Source organism: Bacillus paranthracis, from assembly GCF_001883995.1.
Classification (GTDB): domain Bacteria; phylum Bacillota; class Bacilli; order Bacillales; family Bacillaceae_G; genus Bacillus_A; species Bacillus_A paranthracis.
The window spans coordinates 19,787-39,266 of sequence record NZ_MACE01000013.1; the positions used below are offsets into that span (position 1 = coordinate 19,787).

Annotated in this window: 26 protein-coding genes and 1 pseudogene; 21 read left to right on the forward strand and 6 right to left on the reverse strand. The window is 32.3% G+C overall.

The features are described from left to right. Nucleotides 1-321 precede the first annotated feature (321 nt). Nucleotides 322-921, forward strand: coding sequence for an undecaprenyl-diphosphatase (locus tag BAQ46_RS03945; protein ID WP_071741642.1), 600 nt, complete (start codon nt 322-324; stop codon nt 919-921). Nucleotides 922-1,090: 169 nt separating this feature from the next. Here the strand turns inward: BAQ46_RS03945 and BAQ46_RS03950 are convergent, their stop codons facing one another. Then, nucleotides 1,091-1,273: a hypothetical protein gene (locus BAQ46_RS03950; protein WP_000273226.1), complete on the reverse strand. Its 183-nt coding sequence runs from the start codon at nt 1,271-1,273 to the stop codon at nt 1,091-1,093. A 147-nt stretch (nt 1,274-1,420) separates the two neighbouring features. Next, nucleotides 1,421-1,957 (reverse strand): DinB family protein, encoded by a 537-nt coding sequence (locus tag BAQ46_RS03955; RefSeq protein ID WP_071741643.1) that lies wholly within the window; start codon nt 1,955-1,957, stop codon nt 1,421-1,423. A gap of 263 nt (nt 1,958-2,220) precedes the next feature. On the opposite strand from BAQ46_RS03955, the gene BAQ46_RS03960 reads away from it, so the two are divergent. The 8 genes from BAQ46_RS03960 to BAQ46_RS04000 all read left to right on the forward strand — a co-directional run bounded on the left by BAQ46_RS03960 (nt 2,221) and on the right by BAQ46_RS04000 (nt 8,779). After that, on the forward strand, nt 2,221-2,913 hold the full coding sequence (locus BAQ46_RS03960; protein WP_061130431.1) for an HAD family hydrolase: 693 nt from the start codon (nt 2,221-2,223) through the stop codon (nt 2,911-2,913). A 136-nt stretch (nt 2,914-3,049) separates the two neighbouring features. Continuing rightward, complete coding sequence (locus BAQ46_RS03965) at nt 3,050-3,418, forward strand: DUF4180 domain-containing protein (protein ID WP_071741644.1); 369 nt, start codon at nt 3,050-3,052, stop codon at nt 3,416-3,418. Between the two features lie 108 nt (nt 3,419-3,526). Next, nucleotides 3,527-4,030: a MepB family protein gene (locus BAQ46_RS03970; RefSeq protein ID WP_071741645.1), complete on the forward strand. Its 504-nt coding sequence runs from the start codon at nt 3,527-3,529 to the stop codon at nt 4,028-4,030. 138 nt (nt 4,031-4,168) lie between these two features. Then, a complete protein-coding gene (locus tag BAQ46_RS03975; protein ID WP_071741646.1) occupies nt 4,169-4,936 on the forward strand; it encodes an arylamine N-acetyltransferase family protein in 768 nt (255 codons plus the stop codon). 156 nt (nt 4,937-5,092) lie between these two features. Next, the gene (locus BAQ46_RS03980) at nt 5,093-5,746 is read left to right on the forward strand and encodes a YdeI/OmpD-associated family protein (protein WP_000022240.1); all 654 of its coding nucleotides are present in this window, start codon (nt 5,093-5,095) and stop codon (nt 5,744-5,746) included. 125 nt (nt 5,747-5,871) lie between these two features. Next, nucleotides 5,872-6,987, forward strand: a complete 1,116-nt coding sequence (locus BAQ46_RS03985) for an NAD(P)/FAD-dependent oxidoreductase (protein WP_071741725.1) — start codon at nt 5,872-5,874, stop codon at nt 6,985-6,987. A gap of 202 nt (nt 6,988-7,189) precedes the next feature. Next, nucleotides 7,190-7,630, forward strand: coding sequence for an NUDIX hydrolase (locus tag BAQ46_RS03990; RefSeq protein ID WP_001202608.1), 441 nt, complete (start codon nt 7,190-7,192; stop codon nt 7,628-7,630). A 486-nt stretch (nt 7,631-8,116) separates the two neighbouring features. After that, nucleotides 8,117-8,779 (forward strand): protein kinase family protein, encoded by a 663-nt coding sequence (locus BAQ46_RS04000; protein ID WP_116777221.1) that lies wholly within the window; start codon nt 8,117-8,119, stop codon nt 8,777-8,779. Between the two features lie 102 nt (nt 8,780-8,881). On the opposite strand, the gene BAQ46_RS04005 is transcribed toward BAQ46_RS04000, so the two are convergent. Continuing rightward, nucleotides 8,882-9,061 carry a hypothetical protein gene (locus BAQ46_RS04005; protein WP_000026321.1) on the reverse strand — a complete coding sequence of 60 codons (180 nt, stop codon included), beginning with the start codon at nt 9,059-9,061 and terminating at the stop codon, nt 8,882-8,884. A gap of 49 nt (nt 9,062-9,110) precedes the next feature. Then, nucleotides 9,111-9,368 carry a hypothetical protein gene (locus tag BAQ46_RS04010; RefSeq protein ID WP_071741648.1) on the reverse strand — a complete coding sequence of 86 codons (258 nt, stop codon included), beginning with the start codon at nt 9,366-9,368 and terminating at the stop codon, nt 9,111-9,113. A 136-nt stretch (nt 9,369-9,504) separates the two neighbouring features. Here BAQ46_RS04010 and BAQ46_RS04015 point away from each other — a divergent pair, with 136 nt between their 5' ends. The 4 genes from BAQ46_RS04015 to BAQ46_RS04030 all read left to right on the forward strand — a co-directional run bounded on the left by BAQ46_RS04015 (nt 9,505) and on the right by BAQ46_RS04030 (nt 12,738). Continuing rightward, nucleotides 9,505-10,935, forward strand: coding sequence for a PQQ-dependent sugar dehydrogenase (locus BAQ46_RS04015; RefSeq protein ID WP_000169972.1), 1,431 nt, complete (start codon nt 9,505-9,507; stop codon nt 10,933-10,935). A gap of 181 nt (nt 10,936-11,116) precedes the next feature. Continuing rightward, complete coding sequence (locus BAQ46_RS04020; RefSeq protein WP_001079219.1) at nt 11,117-11,689, forward strand: YybS family protein; 573 nt, start codon at nt 11,117-11,119, stop codon at nt 11,687-11,689. A 27-nt stretch (nt 11,690-11,716) separates the two neighbouring features. Beyond that, entirely contained in the window at nt 11,717-12,280 is a 564-nt protein-coding gene (locus tag BAQ46_RS04025; protein WP_071741649.1) for a GNAT family N-acetyltransferase, read from the forward strand. A gap of 77 nt (nt 12,281-12,357) precedes the next feature. Further along, entirely contained in the window at nt 12,358-12,738 is a 381-nt protein-coding gene (locus tag BAQ46_RS04030; protein WP_001048949.1) for a nucleotide excision repair endonuclease, read from the forward strand. Between the two features lie 53 nt (nt 12,739-12,791). Here BAQ46_RS04030 and BAQ46_RS04035 read toward each other — a convergent pair whose 3' ends face one another. Continuing rightward, complete coding sequence (locus BAQ46_RS04035; protein WP_001225592.1) at nt 12,792-12,998, reverse strand: hypothetical protein; 207 nt, start codon at nt 12,996-12,998, stop codon at nt 12,792-12,794. 132 nt (nt 12,999-13,130) lie between these two features. Here BAQ46_RS04035 and BAQ46_RS04040 point away from each other — a divergent pair, with 132 nt between their 5' ends. From BAQ46_RS04040 to BAQ46_RS04060, 5 genes and pseudogenes are all read left to right on the forward strand, one after another. After that, nucleotides 13,131-13,910 carry an undecaprenyl-diphosphate phosphatase gene (locus BAQ46_RS04040; RefSeq protein ID WP_001104267.1) on the forward strand — a complete coding sequence of 260 codons (780 nt, stop codon included), beginning with the start codon at nt 13,131-13,133 and terminating at the stop codon, nt 13,908-13,910. 82 nt (nt 13,911-13,992) lie between these two features. After that, entirely contained in the window at nt 13,993-15,315 is a 1,323-nt protein-coding gene (locus BAQ46_RS04045; protein WP_071741650.1) for an NAD(P)-binding protein, read from the forward strand. A 63-nt stretch (nt 15,316-15,378) separates the two neighbouring features. Continuing rightward, nucleotides 15,379-15,906, forward strand: a complete 528-nt coding sequence (locus BAQ46_RS04050; protein ID WP_000708333.1) for a GNAT family N-acetyltransferase — start codon at nt 15,379-15,381, stop codon at nt 15,904-15,906. A 16-nt stretch (nt 15,907-15,922) separates the two neighbouring features. Further along, nucleotides 15,923-16,444: a YfiT family bacillithiol transferase gene (locus tag BAQ46_RS04055; RefSeq protein ID WP_000999076.1), complete on the forward strand. Its 522-nt coding sequence runs from the start codon at nt 15,923-15,925 to the stop codon at nt 16,442-16,444. Further along, nucleotides 16,445-16,918, forward strand: a pseudogene (locus BAQ46_RS04060) (GNAT family N-acetyltransferase); the annotation flags it as partial. A 121-nt stretch (nt 16,919-17,039) separates the two neighbouring features. Here the strand turns inward: BAQ46_RS04060 and BAQ46_RS04065 are convergent. Then, nucleotides 17,040-17,417: a PH domain-containing protein gene (locus BAQ46_RS04065; RefSeq protein ID WP_000522480.1), complete on the reverse strand. Its 378-nt coding sequence runs from the start codon at nt 17,415-17,417 to the stop codon at nt 17,040-17,042. A 179-nt stretch (nt 17,418-17,596) separates the two neighbouring features. Here BAQ46_RS04065 and BAQ46_RS04070 point away from each other — a divergent pair, with 179 nt between their 5' ends. The 3 genes from BAQ46_RS04070 (at nt 17,597) to BAQ46_RS04080 (ending at nt 19,451) form a co-directional block, all read left to right on the forward strand. Then, a complete protein-coding gene (locus BAQ46_RS04070) occupies nt 17,597-18,448 on the forward strand; it encodes a patatin-like phospholipase family protein (RefSeq protein ID WP_000789269.1) in 852 nt (283 codons plus the stop codon). A 12-nt stretch (nt 18,449-18,460) separates the two neighbouring features. Next, a complete protein-coding gene (locus BAQ46_RS04075) occupies nt 18,461-18,832 on the forward strand; it encodes a YxiJ-like family protein (protein WP_046199133.1) in 372 nt (123 codons plus the stop codon). 253 nt (nt 18,833-19,085) lie between these two features. Continuing rightward, complete coding sequence (locus BAQ46_RS04080) at nt 19,086-19,451, forward strand: hypothetical protein (protein ID WP_000428034.1); 366 nt, start codon at nt 19,086-19,088, stop codon at nt 19,449-19,451. The last annotated feature ends 29 nt before the right edge of the window (nt 19,452-19,480 follow it).

Sequence of the window (19,480 nt, forward strand, 5' to 3'; positions counted from 1 at the left end):
AAGAACTCGCCAAGGTTCTTCTCTTTTTTATGTGTGATTAGGGTTTCCGTAATTGTAGATATACGGGTTTATGAATATAGCAAAAGGCAAGACGATGAATCTATTTTCAAAGTGACGAGAAAATGACAAAACTGTAAGAATGCATGAATGATTGTAAGAAAGTTCGATGTTTTCCTTTTTCTTTTTTTATTAAAGTGAAAAAGAAGAAAGCGGTGTCATAAGAGGTTGGTATTTTTAGGTGGGTACAATAACCAACACTATCCATGTAATAAAAGTATATGGCAATCAGTAAGACACCTTACTAATAAGGAGGGATTTGAAATGTCTTTTTCTCAATTCAATATCGATATTTTTCGAGCCATTAATGATTTAGGTAAACAATATTCATTCCTAAACCCGGCCATAGTATTTTTGGCAGAATATATGGTATATATTTTAGCTTTAATTATTTTAACTTATTGGTTTATTGGATCTAGAAAAAGTAGGATGATGGTTATTCAAGCGATGGTTGCTTTTGTAATTGCTGAGGTGATTGGAAAAATAGCAGGGAAATTCCATCTGAATTATCAACCGTTTGCAGTATTGCCTGATGTTAATAAACTTGTCGACCATGCTGTAGATAATTCATTTCCTAGTGACCATACGATTCTCTTTTTTTCGATTTGTTTTTCGTTTTGGCTTGTTCGTAAAAAAACTGGATGGCTATGGCTTATACTTGCACTTTGTGTAGCGATCTCTCGTATTTGGGTAGGGGTTCATTATCCTTTTGATGTTGCAGTAGGGGCTTTAATAGGATGTATTTCAGCGGTATTTTCGCATTGGTTAGTACCAAAATTATCTTTTATTAGGCAATTACTTACTCAATATGAAAGAGTAGAGAAACATGTTTTATCATCCAAAAACAAATCAAAAGGATTGTGAGTACAATCCTATATCATCCTCATTACTATTCTTCACAAGCTGAATGTTCAATGCACTTATTGACATTCATGAAGATGAAAAGGAATGGGTAGTACATCTAGGTAATAAAATAGCTTGTTACCTAGATGTATAATCTAAATGCTGTTCCGTTAACATTTTGAATGTATCGTTATTGCAGAATTAAACCTACAATCATAATGAAACTAAATAGTATCATCCAACCAAACGCACAATAGCCGAAGATTCTAATCCATTTTGGCAATTGATTCATGTTAACTCTATTTGTGGGAACTCCTTGCATAAAAAACATCATTTTTTGATCTCTATCCCTATTATTTTGTTGTTCATACATAATATCATCACCTTTCTAGAACTATTGTGTTTATAGTATATCAGTCTGAAGAAAATTATGTATAAGGGCTCGTTTGCATCTTGCGTGGTGAATTTTATAAATAGCAAAAAAGAGTCCTATATAAATGGGACTCTTTTTCTTCAAGTATTAACTTACTGGATATGCATTAGAACCAAGATAACGTTCTTTTATAATTTGTAGATGATGAAGCTCATGTCCAGCTATGATGTATGCTAATGCACGAACTGTAACTTCAGATTTGTTCGCATATCCTTTTTGTAACCAAGTGTCTTTATCTAAGCTTTTCAGTAAATGCAAGGTAGATTGGCGAACAACTATTAAATTCTCAAGAAGATCTTGCATAGATTGCTTATCAAAAGCAGCTTTAAGAACATACATATCATCGTTATAGCCTGGAAGTTCTGCTGTCTCGCCTCGAGCGATAGATAACAAGCGATACGCCATAACACGTTCTGTATCCGCAATATGGCCGATTACTTCTTTTATACTCCATTTAGTAGGAGCATATCGAAAAAGTCCCTCACTATCAGAAATGTCTTTTAATAAAAGATTCGTTTCCTCTATTTGTTGTTCTAAAATTTGTATGATATTTCCGTCTGATACTAAGTTAACATACGTAGCATAATAAGAGTTATATTCACTTGCCTTTGGTCTAATTTGCATACGAATCATCCTTTATATTTAATCTTTACGTACAGCTTATCACAAAATACTTTCAAATTAATCTGAAAGTTATAAATTATAATTAAAAAATTCACCTACTACCTTAGTTGAAATTATGTACTTTCACATCAATTAACAAACAGAAAAAGGATTTTTGATTTAACTCTTAGAATAGCGTTCTATTAGGAGTTCTTTGATATGAATTGTTTTTTGATTACTTTTGATGATAACTAAGAAATATAGAAAGGTTGTGAATTTATTTGATGGGTTATAAAGCTATGCTGTTTGATTTAGATGATACGTTACTTAATAGGGATATGGCAGTAGATAAATTGTTTTTATTTGTTTTAGAAAATTGTTATGAGGATGTTAGTGATACAGTTAAAAACAATATGCTACGGAAATTTAAAGAATATGATAAAAGGGAATACGGCATGAGTGATAAAACAATAGTTTTAGAATCGTTGTTTGATGAATTCCCGCCGAAGTATAGATTGCCACGCAATTATATCCAAGATTTTTGGAATAATAATTTCCCTAAATGTTTTTCAATAGACAAAAATACTATTCATTTCTTACATCATATAAAGAAGCACTTTGAAATTGGAATTATAACAAATGGCTCAAGTCAGAGGCAAAGGGCTAAAATAATTAACACGAATTTAAACAATTACTTTGATACGATCATTATTTCTGAAGAAGTGGGATTTAGTAAACCGGATAAACGTATATTTGAACTAGCATTAAATAAGCTTAATGTGCAACCAGAAGATGTATTATTTATTGGAGATGACTTAGAAAAGGATATTGCTGGTCCTCAAAATGCAAATATAAAAGGTGTGTGGTTTAACCCTCAGAAAATCAAGAATACTACCAAAATACAACCATATGCCGAGATTAACACTTTGGATAGCTTGTTAAGTTATGTTACGCCACAATATTTTTTTAACAAGTAAAATTAATTTCATTGACCGTATTAGTAATAAAAAATAGAGGCAATTTTAAAAGCTACAGCTAATTTAATCTATGATTCATACGAAGTTTTGTAAAACAATTTTACTCATATTGTGTAAATTATAAAGGGGTGGGACTATGGAAATAAAGAAAGTAGTAATCGATGGAATCAATATTGCGGTCATTAGAAATGATAAGGTATTAATATCCGATGTTCAATCTGCATTAGATACTATGGCAACTGTTCAATATGAGATAGATGCGAAGCATATTATTATCCATAAATCTTTAATAAGTGAAGATTTCTTTGATCTAAAAACACGTCTTGCGGGCGATATCCTTCAAAAGTTTATAAACTACAAGGTGAAATTTGCTATTGTTGGAGATTTCTCTATGTATACTAGTAAAAGCTTAAAGGATTTTATTTATGAATGTAATAAAGGTAAAGATATTTTTTACTTAGCAACTGAACAACAAGCAATTGAAAAACTAAGTACATTAAAGTAATAACAATACCCCAGTAAAATTACCTTCTTTTTCACATCACTTATTATTTATAACATATAAGAACTGATGTTTGTGTTAAACTAAGAAATGAATAAAGGGGGAGTTTTCTTGAACAGTTATATTGATACGATACAAAACTTAAACAACATAATTTACAAACCTAACAATTTAATAATTACGAATCTAAAAGAAGAAAAGCAAAACGCAGAATATGCAGGATGTATATTTCACTTAAATAACAAAACCATTCGTTTTAGAAAATCAAAAATTACTCCTAATAAAATTGGTCAATTTGTTTCTTTTTGGGAGAAAGATGACAATATGCAGAATCGAGCGTTTTCTTATGACGCTGCTACCGACTTATTAGTTATCACTTGTATAGATGATAATAAACTAGGACAATTTATTTTCCCTAAAGAAATTCTTCTTAAAGAAAAAATCTTGAGAACACAAAATCAAAAAGGCAAGATGGCTATGAGGATTTATCCGATCTGGGATACCCCTGTTAGCAACCAAGCTAAAAAGAGCCAAATGTGGCAGCTTCAGTATTTTGTTGATTTAAGCGATCATAATAATTTACCTATAGACAAACTATTACATTTGTATTCGTAGCTTCTTATCTTAAGTAATCTTGTTGGTTAGACTTTTTGTACCGGTACAGTTAAATGAAATGTACATTGTTTTAGTACCCCATCGAATTTACAATCAGCATATACTATTTTAACTTATATATTTTAAGGGGTGCTGACTATGACAAGTCTACAACATAAGCTTTTTACAAGATTGAATCTTGCAAAGCGTACTAAAGTGAAGTTTGAAGAATTAAATACAATTCTTTTTGCATTTGCACACACTATACCATTTGAGAATTTAGATGTTATAGCAAGTAACACGAATACAATTACTATGGAAAATTTACAGAATAAAATTTTAAGTACATCCCGCGGCGGACTTTGTTATGAATTAAATACTCTTTTGTACTACTTTTTAAAAGATTGTGGTTATGATGTACAACTCGCATTAGGTACCGTATATAAAAATGATATAAACACTTGGGCACTCGAGGATGGGCATATAACGATTATTCTAAATTATGATAACGTACGATACGTAATTGATGTAGGTATTGCTTCATTAGTACCTCTAGTCCCTGTACCTTTTACTGGTGAGGCTGTTTCTTCTAAAAATGGTACGTATCGAGTGAGACGAAAAGATACGAGTAAAGGGAATTACGTTCTAGAAAGAAAAGATACAAACGGTGAGTGGAAAGTATGTCATGCTTTTTATAATCGTATCATTGATGAGGCAGTAGTGAATGATGTTCAAAAAAGAGTAGTAGAAGATGAGAAATCTATTTTCAATAAAGGACCAATTGCAGTGAAATTGACGGAATCTGGTCATGTCTCTTTAACCAATACTAGTTTCACTGAAATAGTTCATGGCGAAAAAGCGAAACGTGAAATTACAGAAGAGCAATATAGAGAGCTTTTATATACTTTATTTGCTATTGAGTTATGATAACGCGAATAGCTAGCCGGTTCTGAATAAGAACCGGCTATTTTATTAATTTAATTTAAAACAACTATTAAAGTTTGATTTTCTTAATAGATATAATACACTAGAACAGTATGAAAAAGTATAAACAATGAATTTTGAATGTAAAGGAAGATCTTCATGTCAATTATCGATAAATTGAAACTTAATAAGTATACGAATATGGTTGTTATTAATGAACCAAGTGATTACGAAGTTTTTACAGGAAAAGAAACTGTATTTTCAAAAGAACACGATGCCATTTTTATTTTTGTAGAAACACTGGATGAAATGGTGAAACAAACGAATTATATTATTAGTAATAAAGAATTATTAATTGAAAAAGGATACATATTCTTCGCATATCCGAAAAAAGGTAATTCTCGCTACAGTACGTTTATTCACCGTGATGAGATGTTTCCAGCATTAAACGTTGGAGAAGATGGATATGTGGGAGAAAGCGATATTAAATTTGCGCGAATGGTAAGTATGGATGACATCTTTACTGTTGTAGGTTTAAAGCGTGAGAAGAAAAAAGCGACGAAAACGCCTGCAATGAGCCAATGTGTAGCTGATTATGCAGATCGAATTCAAGATGTTGAAGCTTTATTAGCTAATCATCCAAATGAACTTAAGTTTTATCAAAGTTTAACACCTGGATACAAAAAAGATTGGGCACGTAATCTGTTTTCTGTCAAACAAGAAAAAACACGTGAAAAACGTTTTGAAAAGATGATTGAGGTTCTATCACAAGGCTATAAAACAATTGATTTATTCCGCAAAAAGAAAAAATAAGATTAGGAAAGTCACAATGATGCAACAATTAATTGCGATGAGTACATTGAAAAAAGTATTCCTTCCATTATACTAAGGGATGTTCTTATATTTATATAATTAGTAAAAGAGAAAAGGTGTTTGAAATGAAATCGTATATTGTAGTTGGAGCGGGAATTTTAGGTGCGTCTACTGCTTACCATCTTGCTAAGGTTGGCGCGAACGTTACTATCGTGGATCGCCAACAAGTAGGTCAAGCAACAGATGCAGCAGCAGGTATTGTCTGTCCATGGCTTTCGCAACGTCGTAATAAAGCATGGTATAAAATCGTTAAAGGCGGTGCACGTTACTATTCTTCGTTAATTCAGCAATTAGAAGACGACGGTGAAACGGATACAGGTTACAACCGTGTAGGTGCAATTAGTTTACATACTGATGAGAAAAAACTAGATCAAATGGAAGAGCGAGCGTATAAACGTCGTGAAGATGCCCCAGAGATTGGTGAAATCAATCGCTTATCAGCTGAAGAAACAAAAAAATTATTCCCAGCATTATCAGAAGAATTTAGTTCTGTTCATATTAGTGGTGCTGCACGAGTAAATGGAAGGTTATTACGTAATGCATTAATAAGTGCTGCGAAAAAACATGGTGCAACTTTTATAAAAGGCAATGCAGTATTAGTCCGTGAAGGTAGTCAAATTACGGGAGTTAAAGTAAACGATGAAACAATTTTAGCAGAGAAGGTTATTGTAACGGCTGGTGCATGGGCGAACGAAATCTTAAACCCATTAGGAATTAACTTCTTAGTTACATTCCAAAAAGGACAAATTGTTCACCTGCAAATGGAAAATATAGCAACAGAAAATATGCCAGTTGTTATGCCGCCAAATGATCAATACATTTTAACATTTGACAATGGCCATGTCGTAATTGGTGCAACACATGAGAATGATATTGGTTTCGATCACCGTGTAACGGCTGGTGGTTTAAATGAAGTATTCCATAAAGCATTAACAGTTGCACCTGGCTTAGAAAATGCTACTATGCTTGAAACGAGAGTTGGATTTAGACCATTCACACCAGGGTTCTTACCTGTAATTGGCCCGCTTCCTAACTTTGAAGGTATTCTCGTTGCAAACGGATTAGGTGCCTCAGGTTTAACTGCAGGTCCATATTTAGGATCAGAACTTGCTAAGTTAGCGCTGGGACAACCAATTGAGTTAGATTTAAATGATTATGACGTTGCGGGCGCAATTGAATAACATCGGGTATGAAAAAATACACTAAGCAAATTCGATAGGAAATAAGTAGTTTTTTCTCCGTTCAGAGTAAGACTGTTTACGAAAAATGAAATTCTTTAAAAATAAAGAGCCGACACCATGAACGTGCATTATTAATGTAGAATTGTGATGTTTGCTCTTTATTTCTATTTATTTAAAGCTTTTTTTGAGAGGAGGTTAAGTAATGAGAGCACCATATCAAGTATTAATATTTCCTTATATAAAAACTGACGATTCTATTCAATATGCGATTTTCAACCGAAGTGATTATGGTTATTGGCAAGGAATAGCTGGTGGTGGAGAAGACGGTGAGATTCCTATTGAATCAGCAAAACGTGAAGCGTTTGAAGAGGCTGGTATTACAAGAGAATGTTCATATATACAATTAGATTCTGTGTCTTCACTACCAGTAGAGGATGTAGTTGGAGAATTCCTTTGGGGAGATGACGTTTATGTAATAAAAGAATTTTCGTTTGGAGTTAAAGTACCTACAAAAAACATCTCATTATCTAAAGAACACTTACATTATAAATGGTTATGCTTTGAGGAAGCCGTAACGTATTTGAAGTGGGATAGCAACAAAACAGCATTGTGGGAATTAAACAAAAGACTATTAAAACAATAAAGTGAAACTTTAATCAGTGGGGGTTTTCTTCATCCCCACTGATTATTAGTTGAACCAATCGGACTTTTATGGGCAGTTAATCCCTCACCTAACTTCTTTACTTTTTCTGAATTTTGAGGTGGGGGGTCTTACTGCCCATTAAAGCGAGATAAAAGTGTTAGCTAACAAAGATATTAGCGGAACAAGAATTGAACACTACTAAAAATCAAACATGGATTTGGCAGGGTCAATGAACCAAGAGAACTTGCACTAAGAAAAGCTCTATACAGTTGCCTCTGAAAAAATGAAAATAGTTAGAAATATTTTTTTGTTGTATGGTTTTTGGCTCTGAATAGCGGAATACATATTAAGTATTCAACAGTTCAAATAAAACGAGTCATCTTTTTATTTGAAGAAGAAAGAGGACCAGTTTTATGCTAAAATTCGCTTAGTGTATATTTTCGTTAAAATGTGGGCAGGCCCACTTTTAGCAAAACCGGAGTGGAAATGATGAGTATAAATTGTTTTGTGGGATTGATAAAGAATGAATTATTAAAAGAGATAAGCATAAGAAGCGAGGATGAATCCGAGCCTGTAGTAGTTAAAGATATTCCCAGACTTTGGAAGTGTTTAGGGAAAGGTAATTATGCCGCAGTATTCATGCACAAAGAATACAAAGATTGGGTAGTGAAAGTTTACGCACGAGAAGGAGAAGGCATTGAAAAAGAATCAGAAGTATACCGCAAAATCGGAAATCATCCTTCTTATTCAAAGCTTATTTATAAAGGAGAAAATTTCATAGTATTGAAACGGTTAAAAGAAATTACCTTATACGATGCTGTTCATAAAGGGATTAAAATCCCTAAGCAGGTGATCCTTGATATCAATAAAGCTTTAGAGTATGCAAGAGAACAAGGATTAACCCCCTGCGATGTTCACGGAAAAAATGTGATGATGGAAAAAGGAAGGGGATATGTAGTCGATGTATCTGATTTCTTAAAAACAAATGAAGATAGTAAGTGGAGAGATCTAGAAAAGGCATATTTTACATTTTATTTGCCTTTCATTTATAAATTGCCTTTCCCTGTTAAAATTCCGTATTTTATGTTAAACATTGTTAGACGTTCGTATAGAAAATATAAGAATCTTAAAAAGAAATTCAAGTTGTAATACTTATAAGTGAACCGCTAGTAAACAAAAGGACCGTACATATTAGAGATGTACGGTCCTAATCTTTTTTATGCATACATATTTTTGCTAGTTATATCACTATCAATCCCAAAACGAGATATTTTGAATAAATGAAATCGTCAAAATAAGTGTTGATGCGGAACCAGCAGTTAATAACATTACTATTTTTCGTCCATTCTGTTCTTTTGAAGGTTTTATAAGTTCTGTAATCAACACAATCCATATTATTATAGAAACTATAGAAATAATATTTATAGACATATGTAACACATCCCTTCTTGTTTTTACATAAACATTTCTTTATTATAAATCAATATTTTCTTGTTAAACCATCTTTTTTAAATAGAAATACGACTGATAAAATAATAACAACAGCCTTCAAACTGCCCCAATATGGATAAATAGCATGATCTGTTAGATTAGCATGCTGAAAAATGTTCTCTAATCCAAAAATCCCAATAATGACCGCTAAAAGAAAAGCAGCTTTTCCAATAGTTGTATTACGATAGAGGGTAAATAAATATAGTGCAAATATAAGCGGTAAGATGATTTGTAGTAAAAGTGTCATAAGTAGCCCTCCTAGTTTATTTATAATTATATTATATACAAAATTGTAATAAAAAGGAATTTCTCTTTTTGATACTAATAAGATCCCTCTAATCATACTCTCCTATTAAAAAGAATATAAAGGGGTGTAAAGTTAATTGACAAAAGTTAAAGTTCGTTTACGACCCATTGTTCATAACATCAATTTACCCACTGTAATAAAAACAGCAATTCTTCCAGGTGAATCGGCTGAAAGGCTATTTATTGCAACGCAATTAGGAGAGGTTTTCTACATAGGAGATGGCGTCATAAAAACATTTTTAAATATTCGTCCGCGAATTATAAAATTAGGCACATCTGAAGAAGGTGTCTCTAGTAGTGGTTATGATGAACGAGGATTGCTAGGACTAGCATTTCATCCACAATTTTATCAAAACGGTTTATTTTATCTTCATTATTCTGTCGCTGGCACTCAAGGACCTAGTGCACTTTCTGAACAATTTAAACCGAATCCTTGTGACCCGAAAACTTTAAATTTAAAATGGCTAAATAGAGATACGCAATATGATCATATCGATACAATTGAAGAATGGATTTTACAATCAAACGGTCACCCTCAAAAACGTAGAACATTACTTAATATAAAACGCCCATTTTTTAATCATAATGGAGTAAATACTTTAAACTTTTCTCCAGAGACGGGGAAACTTGTTTTTACAAATGGAGATGGTGGCTCGGGTTATGATCCGTTCAATTTAAGCCAAGATGATTTAGAAATAGCAGGTAAAATTATTGAAATCGATGTAAGTAAAAATACATTCATAAATAATCCTCCAGTCGTTACACGCTTTAATGAACTTCCTCTATCTATACAAGAAACACTTACAGTAATTGCGAAAGGTGTTCGTAATATAACCGGTATTTCATTCCAAAGGTTTTATAATCAGTATATTAAATATGCAGGTAATGTCGGACAGGATATTGTAGAGTCTATTTTTTCATTTGTTCAATATAAACCAATCCGGGTTACCGAACTTGTTCAAATGCATGTAATGAGACTCACCCCCAATCAAGATGGATTTATTAATTTTGGTTGGAGAGGATGGGAAGGAGAATTGCCTACTTCTTTTATAAAACACTGTTCTGAAAATCCTACTTTTGATGAGAGAACAATGGCTTATTATAATGAAACAATAGAAACATCAGTGAAGCGAATTCAGCCACTCATTAGTTATTTTCATAAAGATCCAAGACCGGATAAGTTTGGAGGAACTTCACTAACAGGCGTTCAACCATATATGGGAACTGCAATCCCGAATTTACATGGTAGTGTTGTGTTTACTGACCTTGCTAGAAAAGAAGAGTCTCGGCCGCCAGTTAAAGGTGTATTAGCATATACTAGAGCAGGTACAGATGGTAAACATACTGATTTTCATGTTATTGAAACTGATTATGATTTTGGTACGCAATCAGCTTATTATATGAGTTTAGGAACAAATTTGGATCAAACTAGGTTATATTTAGGAGTTTACGGTTCTATGAAAGTAACTGATTTTAACAAAGGTACCATTTTTGAAATTATCCCTTAATACGATATACACTCGTAGTTTAATCGTACAAGGAATTCCCTTTGTTTTAAAACGTACAAGTTCTCCCCCTAAAAGCCTTTTATTGTATAGTAACTCATTACAAGTAGAACACAGCTCATAAACCACTAGTGTATGAATAAGATAGAAAGTGATGGATGAGATATCTTTAGGGGGTATTTTGATGAATCGATTTGTACGTTATTGGTGTCAACTTATGATAAAGAATAATGGGGACTTTGTTCATAAAAGAAAATTATCCCTAGCAAATAAAGTAGTCATTACAGCTTTAATGAGTGCTTTGGCCACCATGTTTCAAGCAGCAGGTAACTTAATTCCTGGTATAGGGTTATTTATTAGCCCTTTTGCGACGTTACCAATTTTTTTGGCGATTTGCTACTCTATTCGTGAGGGAGTACTTTCTTATTTCCTTACTATTCTCCTATTATTTATTATTGAGCCAAGTGAACTAATTGTTTTTCCTTTTACTACAGGTTTATTAGGTATAGCCTTAGGGCTTTCCTTTATACAATTCAAGAGGAGAATTTGGGTTGTTTCCTTTTCTGCAATTTGTCTACTTATAGGAATTATGATAGTTCTCGATATTTTCCGTTTTCCAGTACTTGGTCCTACTATTCATACAACTATGGATATAAAAATTATTTTATCAATATTTATACTGAGTTTTCTATACTGCTGGATCTATGCAGGGCTTTGTAGAATATTGTTGAATAGAGTATATAGAGTATGGTTTTAACACTTGTATAGAATGGAGACTTAAAACATGTATAACGTTGCAATTAGGAGACCAAATTCGGATGATTTAGAGGAACTACACTTATTTTTCTGTATAGTTATTACGAATACATATAAAGACGAAGGATTATCACAACTATTGGATGACATAGAAAATGAAATTAACATGAAAAAGCAATATTTGAAAACAGATTTTGATAGTAATGGAGAAAAACGTTACTTTTTATTAGCAATTGATACAAATAACGATAAAATCATCGGAACAATTGAAGTTGGTCCAGCAAGTACGTTGATTAATAGTTGTACAGGCGGTGTACTTAAGGATTTGTATGAAATAGGAACTGTTTTTATACTGCCAGAGTATCAAAGAAAGGGTATTGGAAGTTTGCTACTAAACACAATGTTTCTTACGTTACTTAGCAGAGGAATAACAGAATTCTGTTTAGATAGTGGCTACAAAAAAGCACAAAGTATATGGACGAAGAAGTTTGGAGAGCCTAGTTATGTACTGAAAGATTATTGGGGAGAATCAAGTGATCATATGATTTGGAAGAAGAGTTTACATGATACACCTATAATATTTGAATTATAAAATGAAATATGCCTATGAACGTAGCTTTTCTTACATATGTATGCTATTATTTATCTTTATAATAAAAGAGGACGTGAATGAACTTGATTAAAATTAGTATCCCTGAAGTTGATGTTACAATTACTGAACGTAAACAAGTTATTAGAGGAGACGAGCCAAGAATTACGCCAATCAATGGTTTTATCGATTTCCACTTGTTCCCTAGAGATAAAGGCGGCATTTTTATGTTTTACAATATTAATGACGAACTACTTTTCGTAGGTAAAGCTCGTAAAATTAGACAACGTATTAAGAAGCATTTTGAAGATAATGTTTCTCCAATCAAAAATCACCGTGATGAAGTATACCGCATTGATGCATGTATCGTAGAAGATCCAACTGAAAGAGAAATTTACGAAACATATATCATTAACGAATACAAAGCAAAATATAACGTTGATAAAGTATTCTATAAATAAGCAATAAAAAAACAATCCTAGCACATATACTGGGATTGTTTTTTTATTTAGATTTAGCCCTCATATTTTTCTCCTTTTTTTAAATGATTAGCAACAATAAAACAAACTACACCTATACATATAAGTACAATTCCAATTGTTTTATGTTTTCCAAAAAAGAAAGGAATATCAGAAATAACATTTGTCATACATAACCCTACAAATACAAGGATAGGTCCTATCCACAGTAATACATTGCCGAATTTTGTATGTTTCCGCATAGTAAGCCTCCTCATCCCTTTTTACATATATATCCATGGATTGAAAGTAAATTCATAGAGAAATATAGTTTTTTTCATATCGAAAATTTAACCTTCATATATTGGTACAAGCAAACAAGAAAGGGGCCCATCATGAATTGGTTAGAAGCTTTTATATTAGGGATCATACAAGGTTTAACAGAGTTTTTACCGATAAGTAGTACAGGTCATCTTTATTTAGGAAGGCATTTGTTTCAATTAGATGAAGCAGGATTGTTTTTAGATACGATGCTGCATATCGGCACTTTACTTGCAGTCTTTATTTATTACAAAAAAGAATTTATATATTTAATCAAAAATCCGTTTTCAAAGCTGATGCTACTACTTATTGTCGGAACGATACCCGCAGTTGTAATCGGGTTGTTATTTAAAGACTTTTTTGAGGATATTTCAAAAACAGGTATTACGATTGGTTGGGAGTTTTTAGTGACAGGATTCTTCCTCTACATGGCAGATAAACAAAAGAATGGTCGTAAAAAAATGGACGACATTACATATAAAGACGCATTTATCATCGGTTCATTTCAAGCGGCAGCTATTTTTCCGGCAATTTCTCGTTCTGGTATGACAATCGTCGCTGCATTATGGAGGAAGTTAGACCGCGAAACTGCTGCTTACTTTTCTTTTTTATTATCAACGCCAGCCATTGTCGGAGCTATCATTTTGCAATTTGCAGATGTTTTTCAAGGGAAAGCAGAATCTATTTCTAGTACATCTTTAATTGTCGGAACGTTATCAGCAGCGTTTTTTGGATACATAGCCGTTTCATGGATGATTCAATATTTAAAACGTCACTCTTTAAAAGTATTCGCGTATTACGTATGGGGATTAGGTATTTTAATTTTAACGTTGCAATTTACTGATGTATTTTAAGTATAATGATAAAGAAGTTAATTTGTTTAAGATCCTGTTTCATTCATACAAGGCAGGATCTCTTTTTATTAAGGGGGAAAACATGTTTAATAAGGCTATCGTTATTGGTGGAAGTATGGCAGGAAAGTTCGCAGCAAAAGCATTATCAACTTCTTTTAAAGAAGTAATCATTATAGAAGCTGGTGAAAGATGGGATGGAAAGTCTTCGAGAAAAAGAGTTCCACAAAGTAATCATCCTCATGTGTTATTAAAAGGTGGAGAAAACGCAATTGAAGAATTGTTTCCTAATATTATGAATGAATTAATAAAAGCAGGTAGTATCGTAAATAACTTTACTCGCGATTTAAAATGGCATCAATTTGGTCTATGGAAACAGCCGTTCATAGGGGAAGTACATATGATTCAACAAAGTAGGTTTTTGCTTGAATGGCATATTCAAAAACGAATATATCAAATTTCAAATATCACCAGTAAATTTAAAACACTAGTGGAAAGGTTAATAGTAGACAGAAAAGCTAACAAAGTATGTGGTGTAAAAGTTAAATGTTTAGAGACAGACACACAAGAAGAAATACATGCAGATATTGTTGTTGATGCAAGTGGATTTAGTTCAAAAAGTATAGAGTGGCTACGAGAATACGAAATTGAAGTACAAGAAGAGAAAGTTCGTATTGATTTATTTTACGCAACGAAAATGTTTAAACTTAAAGAAAATGAGGAGTTAGACTGTTGTAATATGCTAATGTCTCCAAGTTTCCCTGACAATCCGCATGGTGTTCTTATTCAAACGATTGAGGATAATCGTTATTTTGTTACTTTCAGCGGGTATGCAAGTGAGAAAGCACCACAAACAGATGAGGAATTTTATAATTTTGCTGAAAATCTATCAATCTCCAATGTTACAGATTTCCTAAATAAAGCGGAGGCAATTTCAGATATCAAAACGTACAAAATTCCGTATCAAGTACGTCGGCGATTTGATTTAGTGAATAATCTACCCGAAAGATTGTTAGTAGTTGGAGATGCACATTGTCGTTTTGATCCTGTTTTCGGGCAAGGTGTTTCAGTTGCAGCTATGGAAGCTCACCAATTGCAGTTACTTTTACAAAGGAGACAAAAGCTCGATCATGCATTTACACAGCAGTTTTATAAAGAGACCGCTCATATCATACAAACTCCTTGGGAAATGACAACAACGGAAATATCACGTCATCCACAGTTAAAAAGAGAATTAACGATAAAACAAAAATTTCAGCTATGGTATACGAAACAAATATATCAACTATCTGCAACTGATTCTGATGTTTATATTCGATTAGTAAAAGTAATGAATTTAATTCGTAGTCCATTTCATCTTTTTCATCCGAAAGTGCTACTTGCTGTGTTACTGAAACGAAAGAAATAGCAGGAAAGTAGTTGATTAAAAACGAATATATAGCAGTTAGTAGATATAGGAGGGGTAATCGAGATGAAAATATACATAGAACAATTAAAGAAACACGATGCTAAGGATTTATTTACGTTTGAACTTACGAATAAGTCTTTTTTTGAAACAATGGTACCTAATCGTGGCTCGCAATATTTTGATTTTGAATATTTCCAAAAACTACTAGATAATTTATTAATAGAACAGGCGGATGGAGAATCTTATTTTTATTTAATTCGTAACGAAGAAAATGAAATTGTAGGGAGAATAAATTTAGTAGATATAGATTCGGAGACTCGAATCAGTTCGTTAGGTTATCGGGTCGGAGAAAAATTTACTAAAAAAGGAGTTGCAACTGCAGCCGTAAAATTAATTTTAGACGTAGCAAAAAATAATGAAATTAATGAGGTTCATGCTAAAACAACTTCTAATAATCTTGCATCACAAATTGTACTAGAAAAAAGCGGATTTTCTTCTTATCAAAACGAAGCAGATACAACATCTGTACAATTAAATGGGGAACAGGTGAATTTTGTACATTATATTTGGAGAAATAATTCGCGCTTATAAGAAGGGGGACTTATTCATGAATGATTTACGATATCCAATTGGGCAATTTACATACAAACGTCCTATAACGGAAGAAATGATAGATACATGGATTCAAGAAATTGAAGATTTACCTAATGAACTAACGAAAGCTATTAAAGATTTAGATCAGAAGCAGTTAGACACACCGTACCGCGTTGGTGGATGGACAGTTCGTCAAGTAGTCCATCACGTTGTTGACAGCCACATGAATAGCTATATACGCTTTAAATTAGCACTAACAGAAAAGAATCCAACGATTAAACCATATAAAGAAGAAAAGTGGGCAGAATTACCTGATTCTAAATTACCAGTAGATGTTTCATTAGTAATGTTAGAGTCATTACATAAAAGATGGGTTAACCTTTTATATTCTTTAGAACTTGAAGATCTAGAAAAGACATTTAACCATCCAGATACTGGTGAAACAAAACTTGCTGTTGCAATTGGACTATATGCATGGCATGGTCGTCATCATACAGCTCATATAACTTCATTAAGAAAACGACTAAATTGGTAGATGGAGATTACATTAGAGAAGGCAACAGAAAGTGATGCAGCAGTTTTATTTCAAATGCAAATAGACTCATTTAGCCCTTTATTACATAAATATAAAGACTACGAAACAAACCCAGCAAATGAACCTATTGAAAAAACTATTTTTAGAATAAATAATCCTAGCAGTAATTTTTATAAGATGATAATAGATTCGAAACTTGTTGGAGCGATATGTATATCCCAAAAAGAACTACCTTATAAATTTTGGATCAGTCCAATGTTTATTCATCCAATCTATCAAGGGAAAGGAATTGCTCAGAAGGTACTTATTTTAATTGAAGAGATGTTTCCAGAAGCACGAAGTTTTGAACTTGCTACGATTTTAGAAGAAGAAAGAAATTGTTTTCTATACGAAAAGATGGGATATAAAAGAACAGAAGTAACTAAGAAATTAAATGATAAAACTACACTTATTTATTACAAAAAAGAAAGGTAAAGCGTTTAAAATACGCTTTACCTTTTTATGTTATTTTAGATTAAATATACAATTTTAATGTATATTCTTCCAAAATAATCGGATTAGTAATTTTTTAAATGAATAAACATGCAAAAATACACTATTTCGTCGTATATGTTACCAACGCTTTTTGAATGCTTAAAACACTATCGTCACCTTTAAATTCTTTCGTAATTGGCGTGCTCAAACTAGATACCCAAATTTTAAGTTCAGCGTCTAAATCAAAATGCCCAGCTGTTTCAATGCTAAATTGTGTAATGCTTTTATAAGGGATTGAATGATACTCAGTTTTTTTACCTGATATTCCTTGTTTATCTACTAAAATAAGACGACGATTTGTGAATACAATTAAATCACGAATTAATTTATAAGCATGTTCAACTTTCTCATCGTCTAACATAATCTTCTCTAAATCACGTTCTACACTTTCTGTACTCGTATTTGATGCATTTCCTAAAATACCGCTAAATAAACCCATAGGAAATTCCTCCTCCATTATTTGTGGAATGTGTTACTTATATTGTACCATGCAACTCGGTGTGAAGTTATGATATTACATTAGTAGTTTCTGGCTATTGTTGTAATCCTTTTATATAACCTCATCTTAATATCTTATGCTAATATGTAAGTAAGAAAAAAGAAGCAGAGGGATATAGCATGAAAAATATCGGTTTAGTATTAGAAGGCGGAGGAATGAAAGGTTTATATACTGCAGGCGTACTCGAATATTTTATGGAAAAGAACTTATTTTTCCCTTATGTAGTGGGCGTATCCGCTGGAGCTTGTATGGGAGCAACTTATTTATCACGTCAAAAAGGGAGAAATAAAAAAGTAAATACAGAGTTAGTAGCAGATCATCGTTATATATCTTATCGAAATTTAATTCGAAAACGTGAATTATTCGGAATGGATTTTTTATTTGATGAAGTACCTAATAAAATTGTACCATTTGATTTTCAAACTTTCTTAAACTCAAATGAACAGTTTGTTATAGGAACGACTGACTGCGAATCAGGACAAGCTATTTATTATAATAAAGCAGAACACGGAAATGATATTTTAAAAATCATTCGTGCATCTAGCTCAGTGCCGTTTATAGCGCCTGCTGTAGAATATGATAATCGAAAATTACTAGATGGAGGAATTATAGATCCTATTCCGGTTTTAAAAGCGCAAACTGATGGTTATGAAAAGAACGTTGTAATTATGACAAAACCAGAAGGATATGAGAAGCAACGAAATAAATTTTCTGGCCTAGCTAAAATTTTATATAGGAAATATCCGAATATCGCACAATCTTTAGTAGAACATTATCGTTTTTATAATGAGACGATATCTTATATGAATCAAATAGAACAAAAAGACAACTTTTATATTATTCAGCCTAGCGTACAGCTTCCAATAAGCGGAATAGAAAGAAGTAAAGAAAAGCTCGTTAATTTATATAATCTTGGCTATACAGATGCTCAATATCATTATGAAAACTTATTAAATTGGATAGAAAACTAAAGGGGTGGAAAGTTGAAGTTAGGAAAAAGGGTTATTTTTAATGAATTGCAGAAAATGCATAGTCCACTGCATAAACCGTTTCCTTATCGTGCTACAGCAAAATTGCAGCGAGACTTAAAAAGTAAATTTACCGAAGATGATTGTATAAACGCTGATTTTAATCATTATTGGATGCATACAGCAGCTACTTTAAATTCTATACTAAATGGAAACATACAGAACATTACGTTTCAACAAATAAAGTGGTTAAGAAAATCGTTTTTTGAGTGGTTTCCACAATATCGTTTTTTAGAAACAGAGATTATGAAGTATCCCATTTTGTATAGAGATTTCATGAATTATGAAAAGACTCGAAAGTTATTACTTTATTACCTTACTGATTAAAAACGTACAAGCGGTGCTACTTGTACGTTTTTTGTTCATAAAATATTCAATATTAACAACTTGTCCATGTAGGTATTTTAACGAGAAAAAAGAAGTACATATAGAGAATGTGTGAGGGAGGAGATAGAAGTTTGTTAGCTGTTTTCCTTTCAATTCATGTCCAACTCAAATATTTCGAGTAAAATTCGCTTCTAAATGGTATTATCAAATATCAAGAAAACTAATTTAGAAACGAAGAAGGGACAGGTTTAATATGGAAAACATATCAAATGTAGATAAAGTAGAATCAATTAAATCTTTACAGTCAACAATCCGTAAACTTGAAAATGCGCTATCTCAAATGACTCAAAAAGGCTCAAACACTACTTTAGTGAAAAAAAGACTCAAAGCAGCTAGTATCGGCTTAGCTATGTTAGAAAGTATTTGGAATCAAGAAACCCATCATTACACGCAAGAGGATTTAGCAGACGCTCGAAATGTTCTAATTGGTTTGCTTCCATCAATTGAAAAGATTTATGTTAAGTCAAAGCTCGGGAGTCCTCAAAGAACTCTTTTAGAAAGAAGAATAAAATCATTGGAACTTTCTATTCAAGCAATTGATCATTTTTCTAATCAATAACTTCTCTAAACACATAACTTACGACTACT